This is a genomic window from Gordonia bronchialis DSM 43247 (assembly GCF_000024785.1).
GTDB lineage: Bacteria > Actinomycetota > Actinomycetes > Mycobacteriales > Mycobacteriaceae > Gordonia > Gordonia bronchialis.
Genome location: NC_013441.1, coordinates 747,798 through 760,120, shown reverse-complemented (window position 1 = coordinate 760,120; position 12,323 = coordinate 747,798). Strand labels below are relative to the sequence as shown.

At 67.5% G+C, this 12,323-nt stretch carries 11 protein-coding genes; 8 read left to right on the top strand and 3 right to left on the bottom strand.

All coding sequences use genetic code 11. The features are described from left to right. Positions 1–25 precede the first annotated feature (25 nt). The 5 genes from GBRO_RS03450 (at position 26) to GBRO_RS03430 (ending at position 5,935) form a co-directional block, all read left to right on the top strand. The gene (locus GBRO_RS03450; protein WP_041920193.1) at positions 26–1,579 is read left to right on the top strand and encodes a polyamine aminopropyltransferase; all 1,554 of its coding nucleotides are present in this window, start codon (positions 26–28) and stop codon (positions 1,577–1,579) included. A 163-nt stretch (positions 1,580–1,742) separates the two neighbouring features. Continuing rightward, complete coding sequence (locus tag GBRO_RS03445; protein ID WP_012832609.1) at positions 1,743–2,951, top strand: histidine kinase; 1,209 nt, start codon at positions 1,743–1,745, stop codon at positions 2,949–2,951. 10 nt (positions 2,952–2,961) lie between these two features. Beyond that, positions 2,962–3,789 (top strand): LytR/AlgR family response regulator transcription factor, encoded by an 828-nt coding sequence (locus tag GBRO_RS03440; RefSeq protein ID WP_012832608.1) that lies wholly within the window; start codon positions 2,962–2,964, stop codon positions 3,787–3,789. After that, on the top strand, positions 3,786–4,196 hold the full coding sequence (locus tag GBRO_RS03435) for a DUF485 domain-containing protein (protein WP_012832607.1): 411 nt from the start codon (positions 3,786–3,788) through the stop codon (positions 4,194–4,196). Before GBRO_RS03440 ends, GBRO_RS03435 begins: the two co-directional genes overlap by 4 nt. Then, entirely contained in the window at positions 4,193–5,935 is a 1,743-nt protein-coding gene (locus GBRO_RS03430) for a sodium/solute symporter (protein WP_012832606.1), read from the top strand. Before GBRO_RS03435 ends, GBRO_RS03430 begins: the two co-directional genes overlap by 4 nt. Here the strand turns inward: GBRO_RS03430 and GBRO_RS03425 are convergent, their stop codons facing one another. Beyond that, a complete protein-coding gene (locus GBRO_RS03425; RefSeq protein WP_052298214.1) occupies positions 5,936–6,283 on the bottom strand; it encodes a PIN domain-containing protein in 348 nt (115 codons plus the stop codon). It abuts the gene before it with no gap. Positions 6,284–6,312: 29 nt separating this feature from the next. Here GBRO_RS03425 and GBRO_RS03420 point away from each other — a divergent pair, with 29 nt between their 5' ends. Both GBRO_RS03420 and GBRO_RS03415 read left to right on the top strand, forming a co-directional pair. After that, the gene (locus GBRO_RS03420) at positions 6,313–6,669 is read left to right on the top strand and encodes a DUF485 domain-containing protein (protein ID WP_012832604.1); all 357 of its coding nucleotides are present in this window, start codon (positions 6,313–6,315) and stop codon (positions 6,667–6,669) included. After that, positions 6,666–8,297: a solute symporter family protein gene (locus tag GBRO_RS03415; protein WP_012832603.1), complete on the top strand. Its 1,632-nt coding sequence runs from the start codon at positions 6,666–6,668 to the stop codon at positions 8,295–8,297. Before GBRO_RS03420 ends, GBRO_RS03415 begins: the two co-directional genes overlap by 4 nt. Positions 8,298–8,741: 444 nt before the next feature. Here GBRO_RS03415 and GBRO_RS03405 read toward each other — a convergent pair whose 3' ends face one another. Both GBRO_RS03405 and GBRO_RS03400 read right to left on the bottom strand, forming a co-directional pair. Continuing rightward, the gene (locus GBRO_RS03405; protein WP_012832601.1) at positions 8,742–10,160 is read right to left on the bottom strand and encodes an amidase; all 1,419 of its coding nucleotides are present in this window, start codon (positions 10,158–10,160) and stop codon (positions 8,742–8,744) included. A 211-nt stretch (positions 10,161–10,371) separates the two neighbouring features. Further along, a complete protein-coding gene (locus GBRO_RS03400) occupies positions 10,372–10,980 on the bottom strand; it encodes a TetR/AcrR family transcriptional regulator (protein ID WP_012832600.1) in 609 nt (202 codons plus the stop codon). A gap of 128 nt (positions 10,981–11,108) precedes the next feature. Here GBRO_RS03400 and GBRO_RS03395 point away from each other — a divergent pair, with 128 nt between their 5' ends. Then, on the top strand, positions 11,109–12,305 hold the full coding sequence (locus GBRO_RS03395) for an acyl-CoA dehydrogenase family protein (protein WP_012832599.1): 1,197 nt from the start codon (positions 11,109–11,111) through the stop codon (positions 12,303–12,305). Positions 12,306–12,323: the final 18 nt, after the last annotated feature.

The window sequence follows — 12,323 nt, the reverse complement described above, 5'->3', positions numbered from 1 at the left end:
TGCCGGCGCCGACGACGCGGCGGCGGTGGAGGGCACCGCATCCACGGGTCCGGGCCGCCCGCGGATCGCCCGGGCCGCGCTACTCGCCGTCGTCTTCGTCTGCGCCGCTTGCGGTCTCGTCTACGAGCTGGCGCTGGTCTCGCTGGGTTCGTTCCTGATCGGTAACACCGCGACGCAGGCCTCGATCGTCCTCGCGGTGATGGTGTTCGCGATGGGCGTCGGCTCACTGGCAGCCAAACCCCTTCAGCCGCACTCGGTCACCGCCTTCGCCGTGATCGAGTTGGCGCTCGCGCTGCTCGGCGGGCTCTCGGTGATGGCCCTGTATGCGGCATTTGCCTATCTGTCGCTCTACACGCAGGCGATGATCGGCGTCGCCTTTGTGCTCGGTGTGCTGATCGGCGCCGAGATCCCGCTGCTGATGGTTCTGCTGCAACGGATTCGACGCCAGGAGGCGGGTTCGGCGGTGGCCGACATCTTCGCCGTCGACTACATCGGCGCCCTCGTCGGCGGCCTGTGTTTCCCGTTCCTGCTGCTGCCGATCTTCGGTCAGTTGCGTGGTGCGCTGGTGGTCGGTCTGGTCAACGCGGCGGCCGGATGCTTCCTCGTCTTCGTGGTGTTCCGGCATTCTCTGAGCCGTGCGCGGATGGCGATTCTCGGGGTCGCGGCACTCGCCGTCGTCGCCGCCCTGGTCGCCGGGCTGCTCTACTCATCGCGCTTCGAGGTGACGGCACGCCAAGCTCTCTATCGCGACCCCGTCGTCGCCGCCGAACGAACGGCCTACCAGGACATCGTGATCACCGAGCGGCGCACCGCCGACGGTCCCGACACCCGTCTCTACCTCAACGGCGATCTCCAGTTCTCGTCGATCGACGAGTACCGCTATCACGAGGCGCTGGTGCATCCGGCGATGAGCGGGCGCCACGACCGGGTCCTCATCCTCGGTGGCGGCGACGGCCTGGCCCTGCGTGAGGTGCTCGCCTACCCCGACACCCGTCAGGTCACGCTGGTGGAACTCGACCCCGAGATGATCCGCCTGGCCCGCACCGACGAACGACTCACCCGACTCAACCGCGGATCGATGAATGACCCACGCGCACAGGTGATCACCGCCGACGCCTTCTCGTGGCTACGTCAGCACCGAGAGCCCTACGACGTCATTGTCGTCGACATGCCCGACCCCGACGAGTCGGCCACCGCCAAGCTGTACTCGACGGAGTTCTACGCGCTGGCCCGCGCCCACCTCGCCGACGGTGCACGCATGGTGGTCCAGTCCGGATCGCCGTACTTTGCACCGAAGTCGTTCTGGTGCATTCAGTCGACGCTCCGCGACGCCGGACTCTGGACCCTGCCGTACCACGTCGACGTCCCGTCCTTCGGCGACTGGGGATTTCACCTGGCCGCCGTCCGGCCGGTTCCCCTCGAGGTCCGGGCGCCACACCCGCTGCGCTTCCTCAGCCCCGCCGAACTCGCGTCGGCTGCCGTCCTCCCGCTGGATCGTCCTCCGCTCGACATGCCGCCGTCGACGCTGATGGACCCGCGCATCCTGCGCTACGCCCAGAGCGAGTGGAGCGTCTACTGACCCGCCCCGTCGACCGTGCTACCGAACACGTTCACCGTGCGCATCCCGGGCCGACGCCGGCGACGAAACGCGGGTGCCGTCGGTGAGAACCACGGTGCTCTCGGCGTGAAACACGGTGCCCTCGGTGCGGGTGCGGGTGAGGATGGACAGATGGGGTGTCTCGATGTCTAGTGGGCTCGCGATCCTGGTCGTGGTACTCGCGGTGATCGTCGTCGGCGGTCTCGTGGTGTTGATCCGGACGCGACGGGTGGTCGCCACGCCGACCGAGCGTGCGGTGCATGCCGCGCTGCACACGGCGTCGTCGGCCGCGCGGTCATTGCGGACCGGGCTGTCGGTGGATTCGGCGGCAGAGGCGCTGCCCCACCTGTGTTCGCTGACGGCGGCCGAGGCCGTCGCACTCTACGACGACGCATCCGCGCGCCTTGCGCATCACTGTCCCGGTGACGACCTGTGGGACGACGAGCTGCTCGCGGCCGCCGACCGGGCCGCGTCGTCGGCCGCCGACGAGCAGCGCCGGGTACTCGTGGCCGACCCGGTGGGCGACGAGTCCTTTGTGCGCGCCCTGATCGCCCAGCCCCTCGTCGCCGGCGACCTGGGCGTCGGCGTACTGGTGGTGGCCACCACCCGACGCCCGGGGCCCGGCATGCTGGGCGCGATCGCCGAGGTGGCGCGCTACGTGTCGAGTCAGATCGAACTCGCCGACCTCGATGCCTCCCGGGCCCGCCTCGATCGTGCCGAGGTGCTCGCGTTGCGCGCCCAGATCAGCCCGCATTTCATCTACAACGCGTTGAACACGATCGCCTCGTTCGTCCGCACCGACCCCGACCGGGCCCGCGAACTCATCCTCGAGTTCGCCGACTTCACCCGCTACTCATTCCGCGCAGCCGGTGAGTACACCCTGCTCGCCGACGAACTGCGCAACATCGACCGCTACCTCACCCTCGAGCGCGCGCGCTTCGGCCCGTCGCTGGACGTGCGCCTGCATGTTGCGCCGGAGGTACTCAACGTCGTGGTTCCGTTCCTCGCCCTGCAGCCGCTGGTGGAGAACGCGGTACGCCACGGACTCGCCGGCAAGGGTGGCGGAATCATCACCATCGTCGCCCGCGACGAGGGCTCGGACTGCGTGATCACCGTCGAGGACGACGGCGTCGGGATGGACCCCGAGCTGCTGCGTTCGGGCGCCCTCGACGCCCTGGAGCCACCGACCGCCGACGGGTCGTCGGACGGTGCGCACGTGGGCCTGACGAATGTCGATCATCGGCTGCGCGCCGCCTTCGGCAACGACTACGGTCTAGTGGTCGAAACGGCCGTCGGCGCCGGAACCAAGGTGGGCATGCGTGTACCGAAATTCCGCTCCGGCGTCCATGTGTAGGAGGTGATCGATGAGCGCCACAGCCGACGGTCTGGTGGTCCTGGCCGTCGACGACGAGCCACCGGCACTCGACGAACTGCGCTACCTCCTCGAGCGTCAGGACGAGGTCGCCACGGTGCTGTCCGCGTCGGATGCCACCGACGCCCTGCGTCAACTCAACGACCACGTCGTGGATGCCATCTTCCTCGACATCAACATGCCCGGCCTGTCCGGCCTCGAACTCGCCGGCGTCCTCGGCCGGTATGCCGCACCGCCGGCGATCGTGTTCGTGACCGCCCACGACGACAAGGCCGTCGACGCCTTCGAGGTCGGCGCCGTCGACTATCTGCTCAAACCGCTGCGCGAGGAGCGCCTCGCGCAGGCCGTGGTGCGGGTGACCGGCGGCCGGGAGGCCCCGGATAACTCAGAACCGCAGGCAGACAACACATCCGGACCCGATACCACGGTTGGCTCCGACGAGGTGATTCCCGTCGAGATGAGCGGGGTCACCTCCCTGGTGCGACGCGACTCCATCTCCTGGGTCGAGGCCGTCGGCGACTACGCCCGCCTACACGCCGACTCCGGTGCCCACCTCGTCCGAATTCCGCTGTCCACCCTCGAATCCCGCTGGCAGGAACAGGGTTTCGCCCGCATCCACCGCTCCTACCTGGTCCGGCTCACGGCCGTCACCGGCCTCCGGACCACCGGTTCGACGACGGTGGTCTGCGTGGGTGAGAACGGCCGGTCCGAGGCGGTGGAACTGCCCGTCAGCCGGCGTCAGCTCCGCGAGATCAAGGACCGCATCATCCGGGATCCGTTGCGCACCTACCGCTCCGGCGACTCCGGGAGTCGGACATGACCGATCCCGTCCCGCCCCGCGAGCGGGTGGTCCTCGCCGCCCGACGCGGCGCCCGAACCGTCCGGACCCGCGTGGAGGTGCAGGAGCAGACCGAGGTTGGCGATACGCTGGTGCGTGGACTGATGCGGGCCCAACTCGGCCTGGCGCTGCGCCTCGGTGGCAGTCTGCTGGTGCTCGCGCTGGCGATCCCGTTGCTGGGTATCGCCTTTCCGGCCCTCGGTGAGATCACGGTCTTCGGTATCCGGTTGCACTGGATTGTGCTCGGCGTACTGCTTTATCCGCTCATCTATTTCACCGGATGGCTGTATGTGCGGTTCGCCGAGCAGGCCGAGCGGGACTTCATGGGCGTCGTCGACGATGACACCGACAGTCCCGGCCCCGAGACCCCCGACCCCGACACCCGGTGAATACGCACGTCGACGCGTTCACCGCGGTGGCGTTGCTGGCCGCGGCAATCGCCACCATCGCCGTCGGCGCCTACGGCGGACGGTTCTCCCGCACCACCTCCGACTTCCTGGTTGCCTCGCGCGCCGTCGGCTCGCGCTGGAACGCCGCCGCCGTCTCCGGTGAATATCTCTCGGCCGCATCGTTTCTCGGCGTCGCGGGGCTGGTGGCCAAGTACGGGGCCGACGCGCTGTGGTATCCAGTGGGGTTCACCGCCGGCTACCTTGGCCTACTGTTGTTCGTCGCCGCACCGCTACGGCGATCCGGCGCCTACACCGTGCCCGACTTCGCCGAGTTCCGGCTCTCGTCGCGAGCCGTCCGCACCACCGCGATGGTCGTCGTCGTGGTTGTCTGCGTGCTCTACCTGATCCCCCAGTTCCAGGGTGCCGGACTGACTCTCAACATCCTGATCGGTGTTCCGGTGTGGGTGGGGGCGGTGGCCGTCGGCGCCATCGTCATCGTCAACGTCGTCGGTGGCGGGATGCGCTCCATCACCTTCGTCCAGGCCTTCCAGTACTGGCTCAAGCTCACCGCGATCGCCGTTCCGGCGCTGGTCCTTTTGGGTGTGTTCGCCAGTGATCGAGCATCTTTCGGCGAGCCGGCACCTCCGCGGGTGAGCGTCGCGACGACCGTCGACGTCACCACCGACGTGTTGGTCACCTTCGGGGAGACCACGGGCATCCGCGTCTCCGGCACGCTCGACGGACGTGCGGTGACCGACGCGCCGATCACCACGACCGGGCAGCACCACATCTCGGCGGGCAGCGTCATCTCGCTGGATGCCGACGCCGCCACCCCGGTGATCGCCGGCGCCCCGGTGACCGGTGAACAGTGGATCTCACCGGGTCGGGGCCTCGGCGGCGATCACGCTCTCTACCAGGTGCTCTCGCTGATCATCGCGACCTTCCTCGGCACCATGGGACTGCCACATGTCCTGGTACGCTTCTACACCAACCCCGACGGACGCACGGCCCGCCGGACCGCGCTCGCCGTGATCGCCCTGCTCTCGCTGTTCTATCTGTTCCCGCTGCTGCTGGGCGTCTTCGCGCGACTGTACGTTCCGCAGCTGTTGATCACCGGCACCGCCGACGCTGCGGTGCTGCTGCTGCCGAGCGCGGCGATCGGCGGCATCGGCGGGCAGATCCTCGGTGCCCTCGTGGCCGCCGGCGCCATCGCCGCGTTCCTGGCGACATCGTCGGGCCTGCTGGTGTCGGTGGCCGGTGCGCTGGCCACCGACGTCCTACGGGGCCGGGTCCGCGACTTCCGGGTGGCCGCGATCATCGGCGGGGTCATCCCGGTCGGATTGTCGCTGGCGGCAACCTCATTGGAGTTGTCGCGGACCGTCGGACTCGTGTTCGCGGTGGCCGCATCGACCCTGTGTCCGCTACTCGTGCTCGGCATCTGGTGGCGCGGCCTGACGGCGCCCGGTGCCATCACCGGCCTGATCGTGGGCGGGGTGTCGTCCGGGGTGGCCACCAGCCTGGCCATCGCCGGTGTCGCCGACGACGACGCACTGGGCGGCTGGCCGGCGGTGATCATCGGCTATCCGGCCGCGGTCACCGTGCCGCTGGCCTTCGGCACCATGGTGGGCGTCAGCCTGCTCACCCGGCGTCGGCTTCCCGCCGATCTGTCGCGCACCTTCGCCCGGATGCATGTGCCCGAACGGCTCGGCATGGGTATCGAGCGGCTGCCCGAGGACTGACTACGGCGACCACACGTCGAGTCCGATATGGGGCGCGGCATGGACGAAATCCTTGTCCGTGGTCAACAGCGTGTGACCGTGGACGATCGTCAGCGCTGCGATGAGGGCGTCGATCGTGCCCAACCGAACTCCCGCTTGCCGACAGAGGCGGCGGAGGTCCGCTGCGGCGATATCGTCGTCTCGGCCGGGGGAGAGCATGGGCACGAAAGCGAATCTCTCGAGGATCGTGGCCCGGCCCGCGACCGTTCGTCGGCGCTGATCGACCGCCGGGCGCACAGTCGACAACCTTCGGCGTGTGACCTGCACCACCCATTGCGATGTGATCCAGGCCTCAGCAAACCTGATCACCAGTTACCCATCACAGCTGGGAGGAACCCGTGACATCCGTCGACCAACCACCACCGCAGCCCCCTCTACCCACCGGCGAGCAGTTCGTCGCGATGCAGGCCAGCCCGGAGTTCCAGGACCTCAAGCGCACCCTGCGCCGGTTCGTGTTCCCGATCTCCGCGTTCTTCCTCGCCTGGTATGCGCTGTATGTGCTGCTCGGCGCGTTCGCCCATGACTTCATGGCCACCAAGGTGTGGGGGAACATCAACCTCGGCCTGATCCTGGGGCTGCTGCAGTTCGTGACCACGTTCGTCATCACCGGGCTCTACGTCCGGTTCGCCAACCGCGACCTCGACCCCAAGGCCGAGGCCATCCGCGCCGAAATGGAAGACGGGGTACGTCCGTGAACACCCAGTATCTCGCTGCGACGGTCGGCAGTCCCGTCGCCAACATCTCGATCTTCCTCGCGTTCGTCGCGGTGACGATGGTCGTGGTCATCCGGGCGAGCAAGAACAACAAATCCGCCGCCGACTTCTTCACCGGCGGCCGCGGTTTCTCCGGCCCGCAGAACGGCATCGCCATCGCCGGCGACTACCTGTCGGCGGCGAGCTTCCTCGGCATCGCCGGGGCCATCGCCGTCTACGGCTACGACGGCTTCCTGTACTCCATCGGCTTCCTCGTCGCGTGGCTCGTCGCACTGTTGCTGGTGGCCGAATTGCTGCGCAACACAGGTAAATTCACGATGGCCGACGTGCTGAGCTTCCGGCTCAAGCAGCGTCCGGTGCGACTGGCCGCGGCCATCTCCACGCTCGCCGTCTCACTGTTCTACCTGCTGGCCCAGATGGCCGGCGCCGGCGGTCTCGTCGCCCTGTTGCTCGACATCGAGTCCAAGACCGGCCAGTCCATCGTCATCGCCGTCGTCGGCGCGCTCATGATCGTCTACGTGCTGGTCGGCGGGATGAAGGGCACCACCTGGGTGCAGATCATCAAAGCCGTGCTGCTGCTCGCCGGCGCCGCGATCATGACATTCATCGTGCTCGCCAAGTTCGGGTTCAACATGTCGTCGATCCTGGGTTCGGCCCAGGACATGATCAGCGATTCGACCAGCGAGAAGGTCGCCTCCCGTGACGTGCTCGCACCCGGCGCGCAGTATGGCGGGTCGTTCGAATCCCAGATCAACTTCGTGTCACTTGCCATCGCCCTGGTGCTGGGCACTGCGGGTCTGCCGCACGTGCTGATGCGCTTCTACACGGTGCCGACCGCCAAGGAAGCCCGACGCTCGGTGGTGTGGGCGATCGCCCTGATCGGCGCGTTCTACCTGTTCACGCTGGTCCTCGGCTATGGCGCCGCCGCCCTGGTGGGTCCGGACAAGATCCTGGCGGCCGCCGGTGGTCAGAACGCCGCGGCACCGCTCTTGGCCTTCGAGATCGGGGGCGTGGTGCTGCTGGGTGTGATCTCCGCGGTCGCCTTCGCGACCATCCTCGCGGTGGTCGCCGGGCTCGCCATCACCGCGTCGGCGTCCTTCGCGCACGACATCTACGGCAGTGTCATCAAACGTGGTCAGGCAAGTGAGGACGATCAGGTGCGCGTGTCCCGCTACACCGTGGTGGTGCTGGGCATCATGGGCATCATCCTGGGCATCCTGGCCAACGGCCAGAACATCGCCTTCCTGGTGGCCCTCGCGTTCGCCATCGCCGCTGCCGCGAACCTGCCGACCATCGTGTACTCGCTGTACTGGAAGCGGTTCAACACCCGCGGCGCGCTGTGGAGCATCTACGGCGGACTCGGCTCGACGATCATCCTGATCATCTTCTCCCCGGCCGTATCCGGGAGCTCGAGCTCGATGATCACCGGCGCCGATTTCGCCTGGTTCCCGCTGTCCAACCCGGGCATCGTGTCCATCCCGCTGGGCTTCGCCCTCGGCATCATCGGCACGTTCACCTCGCCGGCCGACAAGGGCACGCCGGAGCGCAACGCCGAGATGGAGGTTCGCTCCCTCACCGGCGTCGGTGCGGAAAAGGCTGTCGCCCACTAAGGTTCGACCGTCGCACGCTGGCATCTGCTCGCGTGTCTCCCGTTTGCTCGTGACGTATCGCGAGCGGATGGGAGGCACGCGAGCAGTTGTCGTTGCGTCGGTTGCTCACCCGGGTGTGGTGGCCCGGCGGCAATCGTCGGTGTGCATCGTCATCAACGTTTTCCGGTTGTTCCTTTTCCGATTGTCCGTGGAGGGGACAATCGATCGCCGCGGCAACGGGAGGACGACCGGTCCCTTCGCAATCTCCGGCGATGGCTCATTCAGCTCGGTCGTGGCGCCTTGCGACCGCGTCAATGTCGCGCTTCTCGCCGCTCCCGGAGCCATGCTAGCCGTCTGCCCCAAGGAGATCGTGGGCCTGCGCTGACCGTCGCGCCGGGATCCACGGCCTCCCACCACGATCGCCAACGGCACTATCGCCGACCTCGGGCGGTCAACTACGCCCGCTCAGCCAACCGCATCCTGAATCCGCGCAAACGGTTGCGCCGCTTCGAGTTCGAAGCCGATCTCGAGCAGTGTGCGCTCATGCCCGACGTCGGCGGAGAAGTGGATACCGATCGGCAGTCCGCGATTGTCCTGGGCGAGCGGCAGACTGATGCCGGGCATCCCGGCGGTGTTGTTGGCCGGGGTGAACGCGACATACCGGGTGAGCCGCTCGAAGATCTCGTCGAAATCGCCTGCGGGATCGAGATATCCAATCTCGGGGGTGATGTGGGCCAGCGTCGGCGAGAGCACCAGCTCGAAGCGGTCGAACATGCCACGGAAGGCCGCTGTCGAGCGCTTGAGACCGCGGATTGCACCCGGGATGCGCCAGAACCGTCGTAGCGCCATCCGCGACAGGCCGCGGGTGAAGGGATCGAGTTGTGACCGGTCGAAGCCCTTGTCAATGATCCGTTTGCCGAAGTGGTCCAGCGAATAGGCCATCAGTGCCCAGTAGTCGGTGAATTGTGTTGCGTAGGAACGGTCGACGGGCAACGGCACCATCTCGGTACGGTGACCCAGATTCTCCAGGAGATCGGCGATCGCGGTGACCGCGCGCTGGGTGTCGGGGTCGAGAAGCTGGCCGGTCAGTGGTTCGGTCACCAGCGCGATGCGCAGCCGGCGTTGCCCCGGCCCTTCCACCAGTCCGACGGCCGGCATTCCGGGTGCAGCGCGGAATCGCTCGGCGTCGGCAATGAAATGCGCTGTGTCACGGACGGTTCGGCTGACGATGCCGTTGGAGATGATGTCGATGGGCGCGGCTTCGCCCTCTTTCGGCGGCGCCACGCGATCGCGCGACGGTTTGAGTCCGACGAGTCCGCAGGCCGCGGCGGGGATGCGGATCGAGCCGCCGCCGTCGTTGGCGTGGGCGATGGGCAGCGCGCCGGCGGCGACCAGCGCGGCCGAACCACCCGACGACGCGCCGCACGAGTAGTCGGTGTCCCACGGATTGCGCGTCGGATCACGGTCGACGAACTCGGTGGTCGCGGTCAGCCCGAAGGCGGGCAACGTCGACGCCCCGACGATGTTGATGCCGGTGGCGAGCAACTGGTCGGTGAATGCCTCATTTGCGGCGGCCGGGGTGGCGGGCACCGCGGCCGAACCGTGCTGCGTCGGGAGTCCGGCGAACGCGGTGTTGTTCTTGATGATCGACGGCACGCCGACGAATGAACCGCTCGGGAAGTCGTTGTCGACGGCCCGTTTGCGGGCCCGTTCGCGGTCGTCGTGGGCCACCGCTCCCAGCGTCGGGTTCACGGCGTCGATCCGCTCGAGCGCGGCTTCTACCGCATCCGACGCCGAGAACTGCCCTGCCGCGATCGCCTGCGCGACCCCCACCCCGTCGAGTTCGCCGAGACAATCGTCGCCGAACGCGTGCACTCGCTTCATGGGCGCGAGGATAGCGTCAACAGCCCCACCCGCACGGATGAACACCCTTGATGTGGCCGTCGAGGGCGCCCACCGTGTCGGCGTCCACCCTCGCGAGATCGACGACGGTCTCCGACGATCCCGTCGAGTTGACCGACAGACCGCTGTAGACCTGGTGCGATGTTCGGTGTGGTCGAGCTGACCGTCGACGAGGGCGGGGCGAGGGCGTGGGTCAGGGCCTGGGGTCGGGCGCCATCGACATGACGTCTTCGACGAGCCGCGCCCCGAATTCCCGGTCGATCGCGAGCCCAAAGACCGATTTCCCGTAGAGCGGGGCGATGATGTGGTCGAGGATCTGATCCACCGTCGGCGACTGCTCACCACGTTCGACGGCCCGTTCGACCATGACGACGGCCTGCCGCTTGCGGAACTCCCAGCACGGGCAGAGCTCGATCTCGCCGTCGCGCGCACTCACCATCGCTCGCAGGTGGGCACGACGGTCGGGTTTGTCGATGTCGACGGCCATGGTGTCGACCCATTCGAGCAGGTCGTCGCGCAGGCGGCCCAGGTCCGGGATGTGCTCCTCGCGGGTCAGGACAAACACCGCCACCTCGCTGAGCAGTGCGTCCACTGTTCCCCACCGCCGATAGACCGTCGTTGGGTTGACCCCGGCCCGCTCGGCCACCTGCGGGATCGTCATCGACGCGCCGTGTCCGCCGTCGACGAGCTGGCCGACCGCGCGGTACACCGCACGCTGGACCCGCGCACTCCGTCCCCCGGGACGTGTGCGCGCGGACCGGTCTCCGACCGCGACGTCGTCGGCAGGTGTCTCCGTAGTCATGGGGACAGGTTATTGCAAAGATCATTGCATTAACAGCGCTGGACCAGATAGATTTGGTTTTAACGCGAATCTGGTTGCTTTTGTGTCAGGTCGCCGCAGGGTCCCTCAACAAGGAGTAGACAGAACCCATGCATCTCAAGTTCAGCCCCGAAGAAGAGGCGTTCCGCGAGGAGATCCGCGGCATCTTTGCCAAGGTGCCCGAGGACATCCGCGAGCGGAACGAGGCCGGCAAGCTCAACTACCCCGACGATCTCGTCACCACCACGCGCATCCTCAACGAGCACGGCGTCGCGGTGCCCGGATGGCCGGTCGAATGGGGCGGCAAGAACTGGACCCCCATCGAATCGCACATCTACCGCGAGGAGATGGCGCTGATGCATGTGCCGGATCTGCTGCCGTTCAACGCGGGCATGATCGGTCCGGTGATCGCGCAGTTCGGGTCACAGGAGATGAAGGAGCGGTTCCTGCCCAAGACCGCGAACCTCGACATCTGGTGGTGCCAGGGCTTCTCCGAACCCGAGGCCGGCTCCGACCTCGCCTCCCTCAAGACCCGTGCGGTCCGCGACGGCGACCACTACGTCGTCAACGGTCAGAAGACGTGGACCACGCTCGGCCAGTACGCCGACTGGATCTTCTGCCTGGCCCGCACCAACCCCGACGTGAAGAAGCAGGCCGGCATCTCGATGCTGCTCTTCCCGATGGACACCCCCGGCGTCGAACTGCGACCGATTCAGCTCATCGACGGCAGCTTCGAGGTCAACGAGGTCTTCTTCAACGACGTCCGCGTGCCGGTGGAGAACCTGGTCGGAAACGAGAACGAGGGTTGGACGCAGGCCAAGTTCCTGCTCGGCAACGAGCGCAGCGGTATCGCCCGCGTGGGTCACACCAAGACCCGCCTGGCCCGCGCCAAGGAACTCGCCCGTGAGACACCGACCGCCGACGGCGGCACCCTGCTCGAGGACCCGCTGTTCGCCGCGCGTCTTGCCGAGATCGAAAACGAGCTCCTCGCACTGGAATTGACGCAGCTTCGGGTTGCGGCATCCTCGGCCGACGGCAAGCCGAACCCGGCGTCGTCGTTGCTGAAACTCAAGGGCAGCCAGCTGCAGCAGGCCGCCACCGAGTTGATCGCCGACATCGCCGGCCAGGATTCGCTGCCGGTGTCCGGTATCGAAGCGGGTGCGGCCAACGGGACCGCCGATGTGGCGGCACCGGAGTGGGCGCAGCTGTCGGCGCCGACCTACCTCAACTACCGCAAGGTCTCGATCTACGGCGGTTCCTCCGAGGTGCAGCGCCAGATCATCGACAAGGCCGTGCTCGGCCTGTAAACCGCACTTCCCCAACAG

Coding starts and splice junctions, on each gene's coding strand:
- GBRO_RS03445 (WP_012832609.1), top strand. CDS start 1,743: ATGTCTAGTGGGCTCGCGATCCTGGTCGTGGTACTCGCGGTGATCGTC.
- GBRO_RS03440 (WP_012832608.1), top strand. CDS start 2,962: ATGAGCGCCACAGCCGACGGTCTGGTGGTCCTGGCCGTCGACGACGAG.
- GBRO_RS03435 (WP_012832607.1), top strand. CDS start 3,786: ATGACCGATCCCGTCCCGCCCCGCGAGCGGGTGGTCCTCGCCGCCCGA.
- GBRO_RS03405 (WP_012832601.1), bottom strand. CDS start 10,160: ATGAAGCGAGTGCACGCGTTCGGCGACGATTGTCTCGGCGAACTCGAC.
- GBRO_RS03400 (WP_012832600.1), bottom strand. CDS start 10,980: ATGACTACGGAGACACCTGCCGACGACGTCGCGGTCGGAGACCGGTCC.
- GBRO_RS03395 (WP_012832599.1), top strand. CDS start 11,109: ATGCATCTCAAGTTCAGCCCCGAAGAAGAGGCGTTCCGCGAGGAGATC.